The organism is Microcoleus sp. Pol8_D6 (assembly GCF_036700965.1).
Lineage (GTDB): Bacteria > Cyanobacteriota > Cyanobacteriia > Cyanobacteriales > Microcoleaceae > Microcoleus.
Genome location: NZ_JAUBPW010000072.1, coordinates 14,238 through 33,854 on the forward strand (window position 1 = coordinate 14,238; position 19,617 = coordinate 33,854).

Sequence of the window (19,617 nt, forward strand, 5' to 3'; positions counted from 1 at the left end):
ATACCCGCCTTATTCTTTGATAAATAACCAGTAAAATAATGTTAATTGATGAGAAGATAGTTGAAGTAGGCCCGCTGAAATGGTTTTATCGGGAAACAAATCCGGTTAACGAAACTGGTAAGCCGCCCGTACTGCTGCTGCACGGTTTGCCGTCCCAGAGTTTTACCTGGACTGTAATGATGCCGGACTTGGCTGCACAGGGATTTAGATCGATCGCCCCTGATTGGGTGGGCTACGGGCGATCGACAAAACCAGACAAGCGCGACTTTGCCTACACTCCCGATGCTTTTGTTGACGCCCTCGCTAGCTTTATTCAAGCTATAGAATTAGACCGCTTTTCCCTCGTTGTCCAAGGATTTTTAGCTTCAGCCGGCATTCAATACGCTTTACGCAATTCCGATAAAATTGAGCGTCTAGCCATCATAAATACACCAGTTTCAGCAGATATAAAATTGCCTTGGAAAATGCAGCAGTTGGGGCTGCCTTTTATTGGCGACATGATGACGCAAGACCCGCTTTTGGTTGACAGAACTCTCGAAGGTGGCAGCCGCCAGACGATATCAGACAAAGATTTAGATGTTTACCGCCGCCCGTTTTTGAAGAGTTCGGATGCAGGTCGATCGCTGATGAATACAGTCCGCAATATTCAATTGCCGCAGTCTATGGCCGAAATTGAATCCGGCTTGAAAGCATGGACTCGACCAACTTTATTTGTGTGGGGTTTGACAGATCCTTGGCTAAGTGTTGAACCCGCTCAAAAGCTAGTCGGTTCCCTGCAAAATGCAGAGTTAGTCACACTGGAACAAGCGGGGCATTATCCTCAAGAACATTGGTCAGAAAAAGTTGGCGATGCTCTGATAACTTTTCTGCGCCGCCAGGAGGTAAAATAATATTTTGTACATAACTCTCGGTGCTAGGTCAGTGAACCAGCTCTTCGCCGAGCTGCATTCCCAGCCTCTTCCAGAGAACGAGAAATCTAAAATCTAAAATCTAAAATCGATATGACTCGTCCCCGTTCAATTTTTGCCTTGATGATGGCGTTTTTGATGGCATTTCTGGTTAGTTGCAGCAGTGTCGAAGCAAAAGTTCCAACGACTTACACAGCAGCCCAGACCCAGCAAATTCAGCGCTATGTTCCTACCCTGACAGAGTTCCGATCGCGCATGGATAAACTGGGTACCCTAATTCAAAACCGAAATTGGGTTGATACCAGAACTTACATTCACGGGCCTCTAGGCGACTTACGCAACACCATGAAAACCGTCTCTGCGAGTTTGTTGCCTAGTTCTCAACAACAAGCTGTTGATTTAACTAAGAGTTTGTTTGCCGATTTGGTTGACATTGATATTGCTGCTAAAAACCTTGACTATGCAAAAGTCACGGCTAGCTATCAAAAAGCGGTCAATGATTTCGATACCTTCTTGCAGCTAATTCCTAAAGCTTAATAACTTTTGGGCTTGGCATAGGGTACACACGGTTCACCGAGAAGATAATGTGCTCCGTGTGCACCCCACAAAAAACTACCCGAAACTTCTATAAAATCTAAAATTTAAAATCTAAAATCTAAAATATAAAATTGAATGATTCGCGTTGCAATTATTGGTTGCGGTATTATTGGGGCTTCGATCGCCTTTGAACTAAGTCAATTTCCCGAACTGCAAGTTACTGTATTCGACAAACAGCCTCCCGCACAAGGTTCTACTGGCGCGGCACTCGGTGTTTTGATGGGAGTTATCAGCCACAAAACTAAGGGTAGAAATTGGCATTTGAGGGAAACCAGCCTTCAGCGCTACGAAACTTTGATTCCAGAATTGGAAGCAGTTACGGGGCGAAAAATTCCTTTTAACAAACAGGGAATTTTAATGCTTTGTTCGGAGGGAGAAGATTTAAGTAAGTGGGAAAAGTTGATAGCCACTCGCGAGTCTCAAGGTTGGCAATTGGAACTTTGGGATGTGGAACGAGTGCGCGATCGCTGCCCTCATCTCTCTTTAAACGATCGCATTATTGCTGCGATTTATTCGCCTCAAGACCGGCAAGTCGATCCGACGGCGCTAACTTTGGCTTTGGTTGATGCTGCTGAACGAAATGGGGCGATTTTTCAGTTTGGGGTGCCCGTTGAAGCAGCGGAGATTGCTGCTAGTTTGAAGTTCGATCGACTAATTGTGGCGGCTGGTTTGGGTTCTGCTGCTGTGACTGCCTCGTTAAATCAGTTGGTTGACATTCGCCCGGTGTTGGGACAAGCGCTGCATTTGCGATCGGCCAAGCCTTTAGGAAACCCAGATTTTAGCCCGGTAATTACTTGCGATGACGTTCACATTGTGCCTTTGGGCGATCGGGAATTCTGGGTGGGGGCGACGGTGGAGTTTTCCGAAAATAACGGGGAAATTCAGGCTAATGCTGATATGTTGGCGCAAGTGATGGCGAGGGCGAGTTTGCTTTGTCCGGGCTTAGCAGAAGCTGAAATCATCAGGAAATGGTCAGGATTGCGCCCGCGGCCGGAAGGGCGGCCGGCCCCAATTATCGAGACGCTTCCCGGTAACGATCGCGTTCTCATCGCCAGTGGGCACTATCGCAACGGTGTTCTGCTGGCCCCTGCAACAGCGCGATCGATTCGACAAATGATTTTGCAATAATTAACAAATGTTAATACAATCAATATAGCCATTCATATCTTACATCTAAATATGTCCGACAAACTTTTAGGTAAACCCCGCTCTTTGTGGCGAGTAATTTTGCTGTCTGGAGTCAGCTTGCTGCTATATTACGGATGGTACAAATGGATTATTCAAGAAGAATTGCGTCGCTATAACGGCAGCGGTTGGTCGGGAACCCTTTGCTTGCTTCCTTTTGTTTTAGGAGTAGCCGTCCCCCAAGCTTTGCGGATATTCGACCCTGACGTTCCCGGATGGTTTGGTTGGTTTTCCCTCCTCGGTATTGCTTGGATTTACATCGTACAGTTTAAACTTTACAACACAGTTAATGAATTATACCGCCAAGAAGGAATCAAAGAACCGCTAACAGTTTGGTGGATCTTTGTACCCGGTTTAAATTTAGTTGTCGGCTTGCGACAAATTCACTTTTTGAGCCAGTTTTGGGCGAGAAAACAGGGAATTGAAGTTAAGGATAACTTAGCCGAAAGTATTCCTTTTCTGTCAGCTAACGCTTAAGGGGAAACTTTTCGCACTGATATCATAAGTTTGTAGGGTGCGTCAGTAATCATAGCTCTATTTTCCAATCATTTAGCTGACGAACGCACCCTACAAGTTTATACTAAGACCAAAAAGTGGTTGGACGCGCGAAGAATTATGGCGCTAAGATGCGCCTCGGCGCACCTTAGATAATTAGGTTCTGCATCCATGAGTAAATTACCAGAACCGATTCGGCAAATCCGCCAAAATGAGTTTGAGTTCCGGTTCATTAACCCGCTTAATTGCTTTAGGAATACTTACCCACTGCCGCTTTCTCTTGCTAGCTTCCGGCCAAATTTCTAGAACTGCTTGGACTTGCATTAAAAATACTTCTACCTGACAAGTATAGCCGGATTTTTGATACTCGTAAGTTCCCAGCAAATCCGGGAACACTTTACCCAACAAACCTGCTTCTTCCCAAGCTTCCTTGGCAGCGGAATCTTGGGGAGTCATATCAGTTTCAATTAATCCTTTGGGAATCACCCAGCGCTTGCTAGCCGAAGAAGTAATCAGCATTACTTCAATTTGTCCGTCTTGAATGCGATAGGGAATTACCCCCGATTGATCAACCAGTAAAGCGATTTTTATACTCATAATTTCTGCATATTTCTGGCTGCAAAAGCTGCTGTAACCTCATGAAGAGTTTACAACTAAAAAATAAAAACAGCATCCTGATTCTCGACAATTGCAAAGTTGAGATAGCAATAAAGTGGATAATAAACATATTTGGCTTTTCCTGCTTGTCGAAAAGAGGAAATTCCCATGCACTCCCACTGAACAATAATATTATTATAATAACCAGGTGCAATCCTCTACCGACAAGCAGATAAAAGCCGATCGCCAATATCTGCCTTTATCTGGGCCGGTATGGGGTTTTACACCTAATCTTTCTTCGCCTTAGCCTCCAAATTTTCCATCCGACTCCTCAAATCTTGATTCTCCTTTTTCACCTGGTCTAATTCCTCCCGCAACTGCTTTACCGCTGCATCAGAACCAGCATTTTTCTGCACTCTTTGCACAGCTTCATCAGCCATGCGGCGGACGCGACCATCGGGAGTTTGGTCAGCTAAAGAACGCAAAATGCGAATTGCTTTCCGAGTTTGCATTTGTCCTAATCCGGCTACTACAGAGACTTGAGTCAAGAAAAACGTCTCTTTAGATAATTCTGCCAATCGCTGCAAAATCCGTTCTAAATTAACCTTCGTTTGACCACTCGAAATTGTGCCCAAAGATCGAATTGCAGCCAAGCGCAAAGCTTGCGGAGTACCGGCGGCTGTATATTTCAAAATTAGATTGAGCGCATCTTCAGAAGTTTTCATCTGGGCCAAACCTGCGATCGCACCCGATCGCACTACCTCATTCCACCCCTGACGCTCTTTCAGCACCAATTTTAACTCTTTGAGTACCTGTTCGTCGGTTGGTTTTTCGTCGGGGTTAGCTGCTGAGATTCCGCCAATAGCAGTCGCTGCTGCTGCTTCTACATAATAGCTGTCGTCGCCTTTTTCGACGATCGATCTCAGCGCTTTATAAGTTTCGTGAGTTTGGATTTTACCCAGCGCATTCACCACAGCGCGACGAACACGAGCATCTTTATCTTTTAAACCACTTACTAAACCTTCAAAAACTTGGTCGAGTTTAATTTCAACTAACTGACCGGCAACTTCGGCCCGTACTGCCCAGAACGGCTCTTTCTTGAGAACTTCTGACAGCATTTTCACCGCTTCCAGTCCTCCCTTTTTCGCCAAAGCTTGGGCAGCATAAATCCGCGAAACCGGGTCGGAATCGAACTGCAACTGAGCTTTGAGTTCCGTCATTCCATACTCTAAAACAACAGTTTTTAAATATTTATTGCCGACATCAAAACTGATAAAAGCAGGCTTGTTTTCGAGAGGAAAATAGAAGCTTTGCTCGCGCTCATGCACTCGGACTGTGAAAGTTTTTAGGTTCGAGGTTGAAGGTACTGAACTGTCATCGTCTGCTTCTTTTTCCGGCTTGTAACCGAAGCCGATCGGTATTTTTAGATCGAATATATCTTTGCTGTTGCCGTTGCCGTTGCCATTTTTGCTGTCTTTTACCTGAGTTTGCGTTACAGTAACTTTGGCTAGTTTGTTATCTCCGTCCCAAGAATAAGCAACCTTATAATCTGGATGACCGCCACGATAAACGTACTGGTCAAACAAAAACATGAGATTGCGACCAGTAGCTTTTTCTATCGCCCTGAGCAAATCGATGGTTTCTACAGTTTTGTGAGCGTTATCCCGCACAAAAGTGTGAATTGCTTTATAAAATAATTCGTCGCCCAACTCGGCGCGAATCATGTGATAAACGCAAGCACCTTTTTCGTACAAATGGCGATCGTACAATTCAATGGCTTCGCGGTAAACGTGAGTAACGATCGGGCGCCGATAGCGGGAACTGTCTTCCGCTAAATAATTGCGGGCTTCATTTAACATATAGTAAGCCGCTTCTTCTTTGCCGTATTCTTTGTCAGTCCACAGCACCTCAGAATAAGAAGCCATACCTTCTTTCAGCCAAGCGTGAGACCAATGTTTAATTACTACTAAATCACCGAACCACTGGTGAGCCAATTCGTGGGCAACTAAGCTTTCAGTGCCACGATTGTCGAGGCTGGCGCGTTCGTCTAACAAACACCTATCTGTCAGCAAAGTTGTCGAAGTATTTTCCATACCGCCGAAGATGAAATCATCGACGCAGACTTGAGCGTATTTGGGAAAAGGGTAAGGATAGCCAAATGCTTTAGAGAAGAATTCAATCATTTGAGGGGTTTTTCCCATGCTGCGCTTAGCGTCTGCTTCGCGGCTTCTTTCCACGTAATAATTAACTGGTTTGCCGTTCCATTCGTCTTTGATTTCGGCAAAATCTCCGACTGCTAAGGTCATTAAATAAGTCGGGTGTACCTGGGTTTGCGACCAGTGATAAATTTTATCGTCGCCGTCGTTTTTTGTACTAATTAATTCGCCGTTGGAAATAGCAAAGAGTTCTCTCGGAACTTGGACTCGAATTTCCGAAGTAGCGAGTTGTCCAGGATAGTCGAAACAGGGAAACCAGAAGCGGGAATCTTCGTCTTCGCCTTGAGTCCAAACTTGTGTTGGTTTGTCTGGATAGTGTTTGTCCGGGCCGACGAAATAAAGGCCGCGCTGGGGTTTTTCGACCGAGTATTCGATGGCAATTGTAATTGGTTGGTAAGCTTCTGTTGGTTCGTGTAGTTGAATTTGCAGAACTTCGCCATCGCTGTCGAAATTTTGCTCAAGTTCGCCGACTTTTACTGATTTAATATTGAGGTTTACCGCATCTAAGGTTAATTTGTCAATACCGCTGCGGACTGGATTGATGCGGATGCTACAAGTGCCATGAAAGCTTTGTTTGGGAATATTGAGCACTAAGTCGAGGAAAATGTGCTCTACTTGACCAGGGCGATCGGGGTTGTAGTGTGGTCTGGCGCCGGGCATCTCGAAGGATTTGTGACCGTTTTCAGAATCAAAGTAAGTGTATGACATTGTGATGGCAAAGTTGTGAGTCGATCGGCGATCGCTGGCAGCGCAGATCCGGCTGAACTGCCAGCTTATTTATAGAGTAGCGCGTCCTAGCTGCTGTTGTCGCTAACTTGTTAAAAACTGGGTCGAGCGTTGACGGGATGGAAAATATGATTTTTTCGCTACAATATCAGCAAGGTTAATGTCTGCAATCATCAGCCTGTAATTGAAATTCAGAGGGAAATCTGTATGACAGCTACACTATCAGTTCCCAATTCCATCGAGTCTTGGCTTGGCGACGAAGCCGAAGACTTACTCACCCATCAAGCAAAAGTTTCTAAAGATTTGTTGCACTTGCCGGGCCCGGATTGGGTCGATCGCATTTTTGCTCAAACCGATCGCTCTCCTCAAGTTTTGCGATCGCTTCAGCAACTCTATTCTAGCGGACGCTTGGCGAATACTGGCTATTTATCCATCCTGCCAGTAGACCAAGGAATCGAACACTCGGCCGCCGCTTCCTTTGCACCGAATCCTATCTATTTTGACAGCGAAAATATCATTAAATTAGCAATTTCGGCTGGCTGCAATGCTGTCGCGACAACGCTGGGAGTTTTGGGAAGCGTATCTCGCAAATACGCGCATAAAATCCCTTTTATTGTCAAGCTAAATCACAACGAGTTGCTAACTTATCCCAATCAATTCGACCAAATAATGTTTGCGACCGTCGAGCAAGCTTGGAATTTGGGAGCAACAGCAGTTGGAGCAACAATTTATTTTGGTTCCCCAGAATCGACGCGACAAATCCAAGAAGTCAGTCAGGCTTTTGCTCACGCTCACGAATACGGAATGGCGACAATTCTGTGGTGCTATCTCCGCAACGATATCTTTAAACAAGACAAAGATTATCACGTTGCAGCCGATTTAACCGGGCAAGCAAATCACTTGGGAGTGACAATTCAAGCTGACATTATCAAGCAGAAATTGCCCGAATGCAATAACGGTTACGAAGCTGTTGCTAAAGCTAGTGGTCACAGTTACGGCAAAACCGATAAGCGTGTTTATTCGGATTTGACAACGGATCACCCGATCGATCTAACTCGCTATCAAGTGCTCAACTGTTATGCGGGAAGGATGGGTTTAATTAACTCCGGCGGTGCTTCCGGGAAAAGCGATTTTGCAGAAGCAATTCGCACGGCGGTAATCAACAAGCGCGCTGGGGGCTGCGGCTTAATTTCCGGCCGCAAAACTTTTCAGCGTCCTTTTGAAGAAGGCGTAAAATTGTTCCACGCCATTCAAGATGTTTATTTGTCGCCAGAAATCTCGATTGCCTAAAAATTTACCGCACAGAGATTGGCCTCAATATCACAACCTAAACCTAGGGTGCCGTAGGCGCACAAATCCCCCTAAACGTAGGGTGCACACTCTGCACCTTACGTGATTAAAATTCCTTAATATAAGTTGCAACTTAGCTGTAATATTAATACGAGCTGAAAATATATAGAGACACAGTATACAATTTAAAAATGCCCCACAGCCTTGTTTTAAACCTGCTGCCAGTTGCACCAATTCCATCCCAGTTTTTAACGGGGCGGCATCTCCACGCTTTGTTTTTGAACCTTGTGAGTGCTGTAGATAGCGATTTGAGCGCCTACCTGCACGATCAATCTCATGAAAAAGCTTTCACTTTAAGCCCGTTTCAAGTAAGCAGAAAAGAGGCTTACAAAAGCAGCACACCCCAGCCACAGAAGAGAGTTTTGCCTCCGGCTTCCCGCACAATATCTCCGGCTGTACAGTGGGAACACAAGCAAGCAATTCAGGAAAATACGCCGATTTGGTGGCGAATTTCTCTGCTTGATGACGGTTTGTTCGATCGCCTCACTCAACTTTGGCAGCAACTTAATTTCGAGCGCCCTTGGCATCTAGGGCCGACAAATATATACATTACTAATATTTTGAGCGAACCGCAATCAAGCCAGCCTTGGGTAAACTTTTGTACTTACGCCGAATTGTTCGATAGAGCTTCGGAAACTGAGCGTCAAATTGCTTTTAGTTTTTGCACTCCTACTAATTTTCGGCAAGGTGTATACGATAGTGCTATGCCCACTCGTGAGAGTATTTTTGGCAGTTTAGCTAATCGCTGGAACAAGTACAGCACGATTGCGATCGAGCCTACTTTCACAGAAGCTATTTTTCCCAGTTTCTTCGATATCCGAACCGAAGTTTGTACGGATTCTCGCAGTAAATTTATTGGCTGCGTCGGCGATATTAGTTACCGAATTATGGGAGATATAGCTCCTGCTACTATCAAGCAAATTAACACTTTAGCCGATTTTGCGCTTTACAGCGGAGTCGGGCGAAAAACGCCCATGGGAATGGGAATGACGCGCCGATTGCAGGTTTTGTAATTATTCACTTTTGGGCTGAATTTCACTGACTATTTCATAAACATTTGTGTCTGGTATTTTCGCAAACAAAGGCGTCATCTGCTTCAAGATTTCCTGATAAGCTTCGCTTTGATTGGCTGCCATATCTTCTACGCTTTCCCAAAAAATGATGGCAATACCTTTGTCTGTATTGGGCAATTGCAGCAGGTATGCTCCCTTAAAACCTGTGGCATAAGTTGCCACGGCTTTTTCAAAAAGTTGTTCTGCCGCTTCAAATTTTCCGGGTTTAAATTCGCCAATGGCAACGTAGGCAAACTGATGTCTGAGAAAGTCTAGAAATTCTGACATATCTTTTTCCTCACTTAATAGCGATACAGCAAGTTATATTTTACCCGATTGCCCGAAATTTGTGAACTGCACAGGTTGGATTTTCGCGCTTAGCTCATCGGCGGATTTATTAATTACACGTAACTGCGATCGCCACTCAAATAGATTTTTTTTGATTCAGGCGTCTCAAATCAGCGATTAAATAGTTTATTTAATCGCTGATTTGAGACGTTCACAATCCTAGGTACGCCGGAGCAACTTCTAGCTCTAGTAGACAAGGTAAAGCTACTGATAACCCAATTATTTTGGTGACTGCGAGCATACACAAAGCAGTAAAAAGTAGCTAGTCAAAAGCGGTTTTTTGCAATAACCCTATTGAATTATTTAAAACTAACCTGTAACAATTATAACAGAGCAATAAAAACCAAGTAAAGAGCTAGGTCAAACAAATGAAAAAAATATTAGTAATTGAAGACGATAACTTAATCCGAGAAACCGTATTAGAACTTCTGGAATCGCGCGGTTTTGAAGCTGTCGGCGCGGAAAATGGAAAAGTTGGTATCCAGTTAGCTGCCCAAATTCCCGATTTAATTTTGTCTGATGTCATGATGCCGGAACTCGACGGTTTTGAAGTATTCGCAGCCGTGCGATCGCAGCCTGCAACCGCCAGCATTCCGTTTATTTTTATGACAGCCTCCGAAATGGAAAAAGCCCTGGAACTCAAAGCAGACGGCTATCTCAAGAAACCTTGCAGCCTCGCAGAAATGCTCGCGGCGATCGCAACTCAACTAGAAAAACCGACAGTTACCAACCCAAAATATCAAAAAGTACAGGACAATTCTGCGCCATCAAATCTTAGCTTGGGCGCCAGGAATCAAAAATCTCGGTTTGAGATTGCCTCGGTTTGCTGGCAATGACGCTCAAAGTAACGTTATGGATACATAAGTTGAGGGAATTTCAAATTGGTTCCCTCCAGGGGTGGCTTAGACTGGGTATGTTGAATTTGGTTAAATATTTATGAACGCACAACCCAAAGGCCGCCTAGTTTGGAACCACTCTACCCACCTTCCCGGTTTGATACCAATTTTAGAGCGCCTCACCCTAAAAATCGGCATTCAAACAGTCACTCCGGGAGTCATCAACAAAGTTAAAGGACACATCCCCCGCATGACATTAAGAGTGTCAGTACCCATCCGCGGGGGATTTAAAATCATCGCCAGACAGGGCAAAACCGTACAAGAAGTCTTTATATTAACCACTCTCAGTCAAGGGGACTTGGAAGAGACGATCGCCCAAACCCTACCCAAGTGACAATATTTTCTTAGCAAGCAAAGCCCGGGCTTTCACCGAAGTAGTTTCATCGGTTTGGGTGATTTCCTCAAGTCTGGCAGAAACTTCCGCTAACCAATCCGGTTTAACAGTCGCAGCAGCCGCCAAAGCTTGCAAACCCCCCGCTGCTGCGTAGCGAACCACCCATTCTGGATCGCGGGACGCTTGCAGCAGCGTTTTCACAGCGCGAAGTTGAGCATCTGCAATTTGTTCTGCCGGCATCAGTTCCCAACAAATCGTCCCCAAACCCCTAGCGGCCGCCCGCCGCACGCTCAAAGCAAAGTCATTCGCCGCTGCATCGAGTAAAATCTCCAAACCCCTGGGGTCGCCAATTCCCGCCAAAGCCCGAACAGCCCAAGCTCTCGCCCCGTAATTGTAGCCGTCAAGCTGTTCTAGAAGCGGCAGCACCGCAGGTTCTCCGAGCTGAATTAGCCCATCCACGGCGGCAACAGCGGCGCCTGGGTTGTTGTAACCGAGCACTGTAATTAAGGTAGGAATTGCTTGTTTTGAGGGAGTCGCCGCCAGTGCTTTGACTGCGTTTAACAAGCCTTCGGAAGAATCTGCTTGTTCGACAGCCTGAATTAGTTCTAATGCCATGTATTTGTAAGCTTTACCGTGACTATTGTAATTGTAGGTTGGCTCGATCGCGCGATCGAACTTTTTACAGCGTGGGTGAGGCGCGGCGATTAACTTGAAAAGCTTAGCCAGCTCAAAGTAGGACAGTCTTGGTTAAAGAGTCGAATCGGCAAAAAACTCTACTCCATACCCGCCCTAGGATGTCTTGTGCTGTGCATCCTAACCGTCTTGGCGGTTCCGATAAAACTTAGCCCAAGCATACCGCAGCGGATCTTTTTTCAGCAGATATTCCACAACTTCCCGACGCTTCCCATTTTTAGCATTTTTGACAACCCGCTTCATTTCCGCATCCTGATCTCTGGGTGAAGCACCGCGTTTAATTGCCTCGTTAAACCAACGTTCGCCCTCTAAGAATTGACCCCGCTCAAAACAAATAGCTCCCATCAAAGTGTAAGGATGATGACTCTGAGGCTGATACTCAATAGCTTTTAGCGCACATCTTTCAGCATCATCTAATTTATCAATATCTCGAAAAGCACCGCCCCTAGTTGTTAGCAAAGCTGACTTGAGCTTATTTTCTTTAATTTTGTCGAAGTCCAGATGTTCTGTCAGCTTCAATGCACTTCTCGGTTGCCCTGCCTTGCGCCAATGACTGCTGGCATTAGGCAAGTTCCATTTATTTCCAGTATTCTTGTACTCCTGTTCATAAAAAAGTGCTTCGATTTTGTGGTAAGCTGTAAAAATCTTGCCAGAGAACAGTCTCTGCCCTTGATATCGGCGTTCTTCCTGCCACCCATAATAGCTATTGCTCGGTTGAGATGCTTCAAGTTTATTCTCCTCAAGCCAAGCAACATCTGTTGGTTCCAGTCGCTCTCCTTTATCCAGTTTTTGCAGAATTGCGTACAATGGACTAGAAGGTGTCTGATCTTTATAGTCCGAGACTTCATACTTAGACTTCAGAGCAGCAAATCTCTTTTTTTCGGCAAAAGTAATTATGTCTTCACGTTTATTCTGTTTGATCCAATCAAAATCAGCCTCACTCAACGGCTCTCCTGATTGGATTTTCGACTTCAGACTAGCAACATAGTTTTCAATAGCAAAGGTAATTACATCATCACGTCCATTCTGTTTCACCCAATCAAAATCAGCCTCACTCAACGGCTCTCCCGATTGAATTTTGGACTTGAGACTAGCAGCAAGTTTATCAAGCGCAAGAGTAATTGTCTCAGTCAGTTTACGCTTTTTCAGAAAGTTAATATCATGCTCACCTAGCTGACTTTCTAAATCTATTTTTTTGAGAACTTTATACAGATGGCTAGAGAGGGATGCATCCTCATAAGTAGTAGCTTTATACTTAACCTTCAGTTCAGCAAAGTGTCGTTTCTGTTCTATCTCCAAAACAATGCTAAGCGTTTCGCTAAGTTGATGCTCTTCTAGCCAGTTAAGTTCTGACTCGCTCAACTGTATATCTGCATCCAGGTTTTTCAGGATTTTATAGAGTGGACTAGAGGCCGATAAATCCTGGTGAGCCGTGGCTTGATACTTATTCTTTAGCTGAGCAAATACTGTTTTTTGTAAGGTATCTCGTTTCTCGATAATAGCAAGTGTTTCTAACAGGTTTTCTTCTTTCAACCATTGACAATCTTTAGGGCTAATTGGCTGGTTTTTGTCCAGTCTCTTCAGAATTTTATAGAGATTGCTAGAGGGGAATGACTCCTCATAAGTAGTAGCTTTGTAACTGAATTTCAGTTGAGTAAACTCCTGCATTTGCCGATAGATATCTATCGCTTCATAAAACCGATAGAATTTCATCCATGCCTGCTCTGACCAACTCAGTCCATCTCCTCTGTCTATTTGGCAAAGGAGGTCATACAGACGATGAGAGATAGATAAATACGAGCCACTAACTCGGTATTTTTTCGCTAGTTCAGCCAAGTGTATCTCTTTTTTTATTGGGTAGTCCTGCATAGCAAGGAAAATGTGTTATAATTTTACTTTTTTAACCTACCTTCAATTTTAGCTTATGAACTGTCCCAAGTGCAACTCTGAATACATCTTGAAAAGTGGTCGCACTCGCTCCGGCAAGCAAAATTTTAAATGTCGAGATTGTGTCAGACAATTTGTCATGACTCCCAGACATCAACCGATTTCAGAAGCAACAAAAGAGTTGATTGATCGACTTTTATTAGAAAAGATATCTCTGGCTGGGATTGTGAGGGTGACTGGGGTTTCGGAACGGTGGTTACAATAATGTAGGCTTTCTCTAGGGATCTTCATAATTGACTCCAGCGTGCCACATATACTAGAAAGAGGAATTCCCCGATATTTATTTCCTTTATGAGTTGCTTTATATTTGACCAGTAGGAATGCAAAGTCTGCATAAAAATTTTGATCTTTCATAACAGCTACTACCCTCAATATTTTTACTCAAAACTCATGAAAATTAATACTTAAAGCCTCATTCCTCATTCCATCAAATCATCAGCCACCAGTTCACCAGGAGAAAAGCGAGAAAATAGCAGTTCTCAATTACCTGAAATACAGATATGCGGTAGGGAAACAGCACTGCTGTGTCCTGAAAAGTGCTGTTTCCTGAATTTACGCGAGAAAATTGAGAATCGCTAAAGCAATCCTATTGCTGTTGCAAACTAATTTTGATCAAAGTAAACTATCCATTAAGTTCATAACTTGGATAGCTTCATCTGACAAAGATAGAGATTCTTGTTGATTGAGGTGATGCTCCAAAACTCCTTTGAGCGCAATCAATTTCAGGCTATTTTCTGCTAAAGTTTCAGAAATAGCTTGCGCTCCCGGCAAATAGCCGATCGCCCCCAAGTCCATCAAAGCCGATCGCCTCAACTGCAAATTATCCCCATTCAAAGCACTTACCAACCGCTCTCCGTAAACCCGCTCTCCAGTTAACTGATACATCGCCCGCGCCGCAGCGTACTGCACCCGCTCCACAGAATGTTCTAAAAAAGGTGAAATTAGCGGTATTGCTTCTGTCGCTTTCAGCGTTCCCAAAGCTTCAATTATCGAATCGTAAGGTTGCACGAGGTGCGATTTTTCTGGCACTCGCACAGCCACAGCTACGCCCCCATCCAATAGCTTCATTAGCGACACAATAGAATCGCGATCTCCCAGCATTTCTAGAGCTTGAGCCGCCGCTTCTCGCACGTAATAATCAGCGCATTCCAAACAGCGAATCAAAGCAGGTAAGGCTTGTTTGTCGCCCAATTTACCCAGAGCCCGCGCCGCATTTCGTAATAGGGAATAGTCCCCAATTTTTGTTTGTTCTGACTCTTCTTCCAAAGCAGCAATTAAAGCTGCAATAGCTGCCGGTTCCTTGACTCGAAATCTGCCCACCCACCAAGCAGCATAATACCGAAGACTGAAATCTTGGGAGTGCAAATTTGCGATCGCCTGTTCAACAGTTAAAGACTCGCCCTCAGCTACACCCGCCGGCGGTGAGTCGGATTCGTAATAATCCATAGTCATTAGTTATTAGTTATTAGTTATTAGTTATTCGGCGATTGAAATCGCTGCTACCCAGACAAAACCTGCAAGGCAAGGGTTAGGGAAATTCGCCGATGAAAATCGCTACTAAACACACAAAACCCGCCTGGGCGGGTTACATTAACTCTTAGTCCGCTTGGAGTGGACTTTGTTTGTCTAGGAGCAATTTTCATCGCCCCTTCTAGCTTGTGTCGGAGCGATTTTCATCGCCCCTGCAACCAAACTATTGGTGCTCACCAGATGATTCATGGGATGACTCATGGGATGATTCTGCACCCGCATTTAAAGGATGAATGCTGACAATTTTCCCGCCCATCCGAGTAATCCGCTGCATTTCTTGATTCATCCGATTGTAAGGCACGGTGATAAATGTACTCGCGCTTGATCGAATCGAATAATCCACATTATCTGTTTCGTCGCTTTGGCGCAAGCCGACAACTTCATACCGAAAGCAGCGACCAGCCGAAGCTGTATTGCCACTTTTTCCAGCTACAATTTGACCCAACATAAGCTTCTTGGTAATTGGTAATTCTGACTGTTGACTGTTGACTGTTGACTGTTGACTGTTGACTAGAAGCTAGTAACTACCAACTGCCAACTGCCAACTGACTAAATTGGAGTAATGCTGGCGATTTTCCCGCCCAGGCGTTGAAATTTCTGCATTTGCGAGGACAACTCCTCCACAGGTACGATGAAAGCCTTGCTGCTGCGGCGAACGCTGGGATAGCCGCCCGTGCGAATGCCCGAAACTTCCACGCGCACCAGCCGCCCTTCTTTGCCGTAAGCTGCCGCGCCGCCGAAAGTGCTGGAGGGAGTTACGTTTCTAGCAGAAGGCCGATATGCCCAACCTTCGTTACCGCCCGAAGGCCCAACTACAGCCGTAGCGCTGTTAGTGCCGAGTTCGACAGCTAAGCGAGAGTTATTGCCTTCTAGTTGAGATGTATCGCTGTTTGCATAGCCGCGATACAACCGGAACATCCGGGTAAAACCGACGGTTTTTTGACCGCGCTGGGTGTTAAAGCCGCGGTAGTAAGGCACGATACTTTCGCCAAAGTTTTCTTGATACTCTACTGAATCGATGTAAGAATCAATATCAGCGTCGTAGCCTTGTGTTTGGTACAAATCTAAGTGCTCAACTACTTCAGATTCGTCGTAGGGAGCGCGACCGAGCAAGTGTTTGTAGTTTAGTTCGATCGTCCGAGTTTGGAAGCTGTTGTAGAAAAACTTGGTTTTGTACAGTTCTGACTTAGCTACAGCCCGTACAAATTCTCGTACAGTCAAACTGCCGTCCCGCAGCAAAGACTCGGAACTGGTAAGTCGCTCGGATTTCATTAAATAGTCGTTGCCCAGCACCTGACGGTAAACCGCACGAATCACAGTTTCAACGTCGTCTTTGCTGTAGTTCGGGCGCAGTTCTACCTTCGGCGCATCGCTCAATGCGGATGTTCCCAGTCTGGACGCTGCTGTCGTAATCGCCACCAGATTTTCTCCTAAATTATTAATGACAAAAGTTTAATGCTTGGTTGCACTTGAAATTTTTAGGACTAAGGATAATATGCCTCAAAGTAGGGTGTACACTGCACACCTTACCCATACACATAAAATTGAAGAATTTTTTAGCCTTAGTCCTACTTTGCTAAAGACGTTTCAAAAAAACGTCAATACACAAACTTTAAGCTGTGGTAATACTTACCACTTTGCCGCCACGTTTGTTGATTTGCTGCAAGCGGCTCGAAAGTTGCTCGTAAGGCACGAGATATTCGGTAGTAGTCCGGCGCACTTGGGGCGAAAACTTAGCCGCACCTTGCATTGCGGTGACTCGGTAGAGTTGGCCGCGAGAACCGCCGGAAGTCCCGCCAAGGGCTTTTCCGGTGGAGGCTGTGTGTATCGGCGAAGCCATATTTCTCGCTACTTCCCAAGTCAGCCGGGCTTGGGTTTGGTTTTGCGATCGATCGCTAGAAGCAAAACCCCGGTACAGTTGAAACATCCGGTTAAAACCGACGGTTTTTTGACCTCTTTGAGTCGCGAAACCTCGATAGTAAGGCACTACACTGTCGCCAAAATTTTCTTGATACTCAACTGAGTCAATGTAAGAATTGATTTCAGCTTCGTAGCCTTCTGCATTGTACAAATCAACGTGGAAAGCAATTTCCGACTCGTCGTAAGGAGCGCGGCCCAACAAATGCTTGTAATTAAGCTCGATTAACCGCGTTTGCGAGTTCGGATAAAAAAACTTTTTCCGATAAGTTTCGGAATGTGCAATTGACCGCACAAAATCTTTCACTGAAATCTGCCCTTGCATCAGCAGAGATTCAGCACTGGTAAGTCGTTCGCTCGACATTAAATACTCGTTGCCGAAAACTTGGCTGTAAGCAGCGCGAATTACTGCTTTCGCATCGTCTTGCGTCCAGTGGGGACGCAGTTCTACCCGTCCCGCTTCTTCAAATGCTTTTATTCCCAACCGTTCTGCTGCACCTAATCCCGCCATCTTCGCTTCTCCCTTTTTTGCTTTAAAAACTGAAAACTGCTTAAAAAAAGTATTTGCAAAACTAGGCTTAGATCGCAGATGCCCGGAATTCTAAACAACCGCTAACACTTAAGCTAACAGCAGCTTACAATTCCGGGCATCACGCAAATCTAGCTCAGAGCGTTGATTGCGTAGTCGATGTAGGAATTCGCTTCAGTTGCAGCGTCGCCACTCAGACCGTGGTTGCCTTTGATGTACTTGAGAGCTTCAACGTACCAGCTAGGAGACAATTCAAATGTCCGGTTGATTTCGTCAACACCTGCAATCAGGTACTCGTCCATTGGACCGGTGCCGCCTGCAACTAAGCAGTAGGTTACCATGCGGAGGTAGTAGCCGATGTCGCGAGAGCACTTGGCTTTACCTGTTGGGGTAGAAGCGTAGTTAGGGCCTTGCATTTGTTGTGTGTACGGGAATTTGTTGTACACAGCTTGAGCTGCACCGTCGATCAAGCGCTGAGAGTTTGCGGTCAAAGCTTTGGCTGCTTCCAAACCTGCTGCTGCTTGGCGGAAACGGCCGAAGGCGACTTGGAGTTCTGTGCTGCTCAGGAAACGGCCTTGAGAATCGGCTGCGGTTACTGCTTCAGTCAAAGGGGTTTTCATTGTTCTGGTTTCTCCCTAATGTTGTGTTGTTTTTGTACAAAAATGATTGTTTGCAAAAATGCGATGCTCGCTTCTTTACAAGAAAGGTTCGCTTGGCTATTTTTAGCCGACTGCATTAGCAGCGCGGTCGAAGTAGCTGCCGATTTCAGACATCAGCGAGCTGCAATCACCACGGGTAACACCGTTGGGGTCGTTAGCGATCGCGATTGCTGCTTCCTTCATTTTTTGCACGCCGGCTGCAACTGAGCCACCGGGAACTCCCAGAGCTTGGTATGTTTCACGCAGACCGTTCAAGCAGCGGTCATCCAAAACGCTGGCGTCGCCTGCAAATGTTGCATAGGTGACGTAGCGCAAAATGATTTCCATATCGCGCAAGCAAGCTGCCATGCGGCGGTTGGTGTAAGCATTGCCACCAGGAGCGATCAGTTGAGGCTGTTCGGCGAACAGGGTGCGAGCTGCATTGGCTACGATGCTGGATGCGTTGCCGGTGATGCGGTTTACTGCGTCAATCCGCTTGTTAGCGTCGGAAACCATGCTGCTGAGAGCATCTAGTTGACCCTGAGCTAGAAATTCGCCCCGAGCGTCAGATTGGGAAACCACTTTTGTAAATGCGTCAAACATGAAAGAACTCTCCTATTTGAGTTAATTGAGTTTGGTTGCGGTATAAAACCGTTAAGTTAAATTTGTTCAGGCTACGAGTGCCTGCAAGGGTTGAAATTTGATGCCAGCTAATCTGCTGGTCCCATCGATCTCTCCCTTTCCGCTACCTGCACTATTGTTACATTGCAACGGAGGTTTAAGAAACCTTAGAAAATTTTACACCTTTTATGAGATGCGACAAACCTTGTCAATCAGGGTTTTTGTTAACTTTGGCCTGTCGTTTCAACCCTCTGATAATCTTTATACAATGCTCGCTCGCCTTTGTTTATTACAAATTATTACAGAAACTTATCTCTCTAAGAAGGTAAATATCTACGGGGCAATTGCGGGCAAATCTCCTTCCTAGGGTAGATGCGCGAGGGTATCTATAAAGGAAGAGTTTGCTTTTTTTGCCCTGCCGTGGCGGTAGAACCCACCGGAACCGTCCGGTCGGTTCTACCGCCTTTGTTAGCTTTCTCTTGAAAAGCGGAATTGTTAAGAAGTGTTAAGTAAATTAAAGTTTTGGTAAAAGAAGGCTGGGGAATAGGGAAAAAACCAAAAATTCTGCCTAATGTCAGGATGTCAGCAGAATTCGGTGTGGAAAAAATCCCAAAGATTGTGAACCCGCTCACCACAGCCTCAGCTTTTGCCGGAAATATCAGCATTTAGTTACAAAACTCAGCCGTTGAAAGTTCAAAGACCGGGGCCGGTATTCCATCGCAGCGCCCTTTTTATTTTAATAGCGGGAATAGATGAGTTCGGATACGAGCGTTTTATGACGTTTTTTTTTAGGTAGTTTTAACCTGCAGCGCACGCTTACATCCCCGTACTAAAGTCACTTTTGCTTTCAGCTTGTTTTCTGTGTAAGCGCCGAAATAATTGCTAATTTTTAGTATTGACATCCTCCCGGGCGTGAATGCGCGGGGATTCTAAGAATCACTGCTTGGGCTTCCGTCAAGCGAAGGACGGGGCTTTGTGCGATTCGTTGTGTGGTGAATCACGGTATCCAGTCCGTAAATAACCACACCAACCAAATCC

The 19,617-nt window shown here is 45.3% G+C and carries 20 protein-coding genes and 1 pseudogene; 9 read left to right on the forward strand and 12 right to left on the reverse strand.

All coding sequences use genetic code 11. The features are described from left to right. Positions 1-38 precede the first annotated feature (38 nt). The 4 genes from QUA10_RS23570 (at position 39) to QUA10_RS23585 (ending at position 3,167) form a co-directional block, all read left to right on the forward strand. On the forward strand, positions 39-890 hold the full coding sequence (locus tag QUA10_RS23570; protein ID WP_333085057.1) for an alpha/beta fold hydrolase: 852 nt from the start codon (positions 39-41) through the stop codon (positions 888-890). A 111-nt stretch (positions 891-1,001) separates the two neighbouring features. Next, a complete protein-coding gene (psbQ, locus tag QUA10_RS23575) occupies positions 1,002-1,445 on the forward strand; it encodes a photosystem II protein PsbQ (RefSeq protein ID WP_333085058.1) in 444 nt (147 codons plus the stop codon). A 135-nt stretch (positions 1,446-1,580) separates the two neighbouring features. After that, positions 1,581-2,633, forward strand: coding sequence for an FAD-dependent oxidoreductase (locus QUA10_RS23580; protein ID WP_333085059.1), 1,053 nt, complete (start codon positions 1,581-1,583; stop codon positions 2,631-2,633). A gap of 51 nt (positions 2,634-2,684) precedes the next feature. Further along, positions 2,685-3,167: a hypothetical protein gene (locus tag QUA10_RS23585; RefSeq protein ID WP_333085060.1), complete on the forward strand. Its 483-nt coding sequence runs from the start codon at positions 2,685-2,687 to the stop codon at positions 3,165-3,167. A 198-nt stretch (positions 3,168-3,365) separates the two neighbouring features. Here the strand turns inward: QUA10_RS23585 and QUA10_RS23590 are convergent, their stop codons facing one another. Together QUA10_RS23590 and QUA10_RS23595 are read right to left on the reverse strand one after the other, a co-directional pair. Then, positions 3,366-3,782 carry an NUDIX hydrolase gene (locus tag QUA10_RS23590; protein WP_333085061.1) on the reverse strand — a complete coding sequence of 139 codons (417 nt, stop codon included), beginning with the start codon at positions 3,780-3,782 and terminating at the stop codon, positions 3,366-3,368. Positions 3,783-4,069: 287 nt separating this feature from the next. Continuing rightward, positions 4,070-6,706, reverse strand: a complete 2,637-nt coding sequence (locus QUA10_RS23595; RefSeq protein WP_333085062.1) for a M1 family metallopeptidase — start codon at positions 6,704-6,706, stop codon at positions 4,070-4,072. Between the two features lie 225 nt (positions 6,707-6,931). Between QUA10_RS23595 and QUA10_RS23600 the strand changes: the two genes are divergently transcribed. Both QUA10_RS23600 and cas6 read left to right on the forward strand, forming a co-directional pair. Further along, positions 6,932-8,014, forward strand: a complete 1,083-nt coding sequence (locus QUA10_RS23600; protein WP_333085063.1) for a class I fructose-bisphosphate aldolase — start codon at positions 6,932-6,934, stop codon at positions 8,012-8,014. 191 nt (positions 8,015-8,205) lie between these two features. Beyond that, positions 8,206-9,087 carry a CRISPR-associated endoribonuclease Cas6 gene (gene cas6 / locus QUA10_RS23605; protein WP_333085064.1) on the forward strand — a complete coding sequence of 294 codons (882 nt, stop codon included), beginning with the start codon at positions 8,206-8,208 and terminating at the stop codon, positions 9,085-9,087. On the opposite strand, the gene QUA10_RS23610 is transcribed toward cas6, so the two are convergent. Beyond that, positions 9,088-9,414, reverse strand: coding sequence for an antibiotic biosynthesis monooxygenase (locus QUA10_RS23610; protein ID WP_006631248.1), 327 nt, complete (start codon positions 9,412-9,414; stop codon positions 9,088-9,090). A 428-nt stretch (positions 9,415-9,842) separates the two neighbouring features. Between QUA10_RS23610 and QUA10_RS23615 the strand changes: the two genes are divergently transcribed. Together QUA10_RS23615 and QUA10_RS23620 are read left to right on the forward strand one after the other, a co-directional pair. Next, entirely contained in the window at positions 9,843-10,310 is a 468-nt protein-coding gene (locus QUA10_RS23615; protein WP_333085065.1) for a response regulator transcription factor, read from the forward strand. Positions 10,311-10,410: 100 nt separating this feature from the next. Then, a complete protein-coding gene (locus QUA10_RS23620; protein WP_242717336.1) occupies positions 10,411-10,704 on the forward strand; it encodes a DUF2103 domain-containing protein in 294 nt (97 codons plus the stop codon). Here the strand turns inward: QUA10_RS23620 and QUA10_RS23625 are convergent. Both QUA10_RS23625 and QUA10_RS23630 read right to left on the reverse strand, forming a co-directional pair. Further along, positions 10,693-11,319 (reverse strand): HEAT repeat domain-containing protein, encoded by a 627-nt coding sequence (locus QUA10_RS23625; RefSeq protein ID WP_333085066.1) that lies wholly within the window; start codon positions 11,317-11,319, stop codon positions 10,693-10,695. The two genes, QUA10_RS23620 and QUA10_RS23625, sit on opposite strands and share 12 nt — an antisense overlap. A 198-nt stretch (positions 11,320-11,517) precedes the next feature. Then, on the reverse strand, positions 11,518-13,233 hold the full coding sequence (locus QUA10_RS23630; RefSeq protein WP_333086386.1) for a hypothetical protein: 1,716 nt from the start codon (positions 13,231-13,233) through the stop codon (positions 11,518-11,520). An 88-nt stretch (positions 13,234-13,321) separates the two neighbouring features. On the opposite strand from QUA10_RS23630, the pseudogene QUA10_RS23635 reads away from it, so the two are divergent. Beyond that, positions 13,322-13,546: pseudogene (locus QUA10_RS23635) on the forward strand (IS1/IS1595 family N-terminal zinc-binding domain-containing protein); the annotation flags it as partial. Between the two features lie 410 nt (positions 13,547-13,956). Here the strand turns inward: QUA10_RS23635 and QUA10_RS23640 are convergent. The 7 genes from QUA10_RS23640 to QUA10_RS23670 form a co-directional block, all read right to left on the reverse strand. Then, complete coding sequence (locus QUA10_RS23640) at positions 13,957-14,796, reverse strand: HEAT repeat domain-containing protein (protein WP_333085068.1); 840 nt, start codon at positions 14,794-14,796, stop codon at positions 13,957-13,959. Positions 14,797-15,037: 241 nt separating this feature from the next. After that, positions 15,038-15,322: a phycobilisome linker polypeptide gene (locus tag QUA10_RS23645; RefSeq protein ID WP_333085069.1), complete on the reverse strand. Its 285-nt coding sequence runs from the start codon at positions 15,320-15,322 to the stop codon at positions 15,038-15,040. A 101-nt stretch (positions 15,323-15,423) separates the two neighbouring features. Beyond that, entirely contained in the window at positions 15,424-16,293 is an 870-nt protein-coding gene (locus QUA10_RS23650; RefSeq protein ID WP_333085070.1) for a phycobilisome linker polypeptide, read from the reverse strand. A gap of 193 nt (positions 16,294-16,486) precedes the next feature. Beyond that, positions 16,487-17,302, reverse strand: coding sequence for a phycobilisome linker polypeptide (locus QUA10_RS23655; RefSeq protein ID WP_333085071.1), 816 nt, complete (start codon positions 17,300-17,302; stop codon positions 16,487-16,489). A gap of 149 nt (positions 17,303-17,451) precedes the next feature. Continuing rightward, complete coding sequence (gene cpcA, locus QUA10_RS23660) at positions 17,452-17,940, reverse strand: phycocyanin subunit alpha (protein WP_006631256.1); 489 nt, start codon at positions 17,938-17,940, stop codon at positions 17,452-17,454. 102 nt (positions 17,941-18,042) lie between these two features. After that, positions 18,043-18,561: a phycocyanin subunit beta gene (locus QUA10_RS23665; RefSeq protein WP_333037001.1), complete on the reverse strand. Its 519-nt coding sequence runs from the start codon at positions 18,559-18,561 to the stop codon at positions 18,043-18,045. Positions 18,562-18,965: 404 nt separating this feature from the next. Continuing rightward, positions 18,966-19,244, reverse strand: coding sequence for a hypothetical protein (locus QUA10_RS23670; RefSeq protein WP_333085072.1), 279 nt, complete (start codon positions 19,242-19,244; stop codon positions 18,966-18,968). Positions 19,245-19,617: the final 373 nt, after the last annotated feature.

Excerpts from the sequence above, each read along its gene's own strand:
- QUA10_RS23570 (WP_333085057.1), top strand. The coding sequence starts at position 39 with ATGTTAATTGATGAGAAGATAGTTGAAGTAGGCCCGCTGAAATGGTTT.
- psbQ (WP_333085058.1), top strand. The coding sequence starts at position 1,002 with ATGACTCGTCCCCGTTCAATTTTTGCCTTGATGATGGCGTTTTTGATG.
- QUA10_RS23580 (WP_333085059.1), top strand. The coding sequence starts at position 1,581 with ATGATTCGCGTTGCAATTATTGGTTGCGGTATTATTGGGGCTTCGATC.
- QUA10_RS23585 (WP_333085060.1), top strand. The coding sequence starts at position 2,685 with ATGTCCGACAAACTTTTAGGTAAACCCCGCTCTTTGTGGCGAGTAATT.
- QUA10_RS23590 (WP_333085061.1), bottom strand. The coding sequence starts at position 3,782 with ATGAGTATAAAAATCGCTTTACTGGTTGATCAATCGGGGGTAATTCCC.
- QUA10_RS23595 (WP_333085062.1), bottom strand. The coding sequence starts at position 6,706 with ATGTCATACACTTACTTTGATTCTGAAAACGGTCACAAATCCTTCGAG.
- QUA10_RS23600 (WP_333085063.1), top strand. The coding sequence starts at position 6,932 with ATGACAGCTACACTATCAGTTCCCAATTCCATCGAGTCTTGGCTTGGC.
- cas6 (WP_333085064.1), top strand. The coding sequence starts at position 8,206 with ATGCCCCACAGCCTTGTTTTAAACCTGCTGCCAGTTGCACCAATTCCA.
- QUA10_RS23610 (WP_006631248.1), bottom strand. The coding sequence starts at position 9,414 with ATGTCAGAATTTCTAGACTTTCTCAGACATCAGTTTGCCTACGTTGCC.
- QUA10_RS23615 (WP_333085065.1), top strand. The coding sequence starts at position 9,843 with ATGAAAAAAATATTAGTAATTGAAGACGATAACTTAATCCGAGAAACC.
- QUA10_RS23620 (WP_242717336.1), top strand. The coding sequence starts at position 10,411 with ATGAACGCACAACCCAAAGGCCGCCTAGTTTGGAACCACTCTACCCAC.
- QUA10_RS23625 (WP_333085066.1), bottom strand. The coding sequence starts at position 11,319 with ATGGCATTAGAACTAATTCAGGCTGTCGAACAAGCAGATTCTTCCGAA.
- QUA10_RS23640 (WP_333085068.1), bottom strand. The coding sequence starts at position 14,796 with ATGACTATGGATTATTACGAATCCGACTCACCGCCGGCGGGTGTAGCT.
- QUA10_RS23645 (WP_333085069.1), bottom strand. The coding sequence starts at position 15,322 with ATGTTGGGTCAAATTGTAGCTGGAAAAAGTGGCAATACAGCTTCGGCT.
- QUA10_RS23655 (WP_333085071.1), bottom strand. The coding sequence starts at position 17,302 with ATGGCGGGATTAGGTGCAGCAGAACGGTTGGGAATAAAAGCATTTGAA.
- cpcA (WP_006631256.1), bottom strand. The coding sequence starts at position 17,940 with ATGAAAACCCCTTTGACTGAAGCAGTAACCGCAGCCGATTCTCAAGGC.
- QUA10_RS23665 (WP_333037001.1), bottom strand. The coding sequence starts at position 18,561 with ATGTTTGACGCATTTACAAAAGTGGTTTCCCAATCTGACGCTCGGGGC.
- QUA10_RS23670 (WP_333085072.1), bottom strand. The coding sequence starts at position 19,244 with ATGCTGATATTTCCGGCAAAAGCTGAGGCTGTGGTGAGCGGGTTCACA.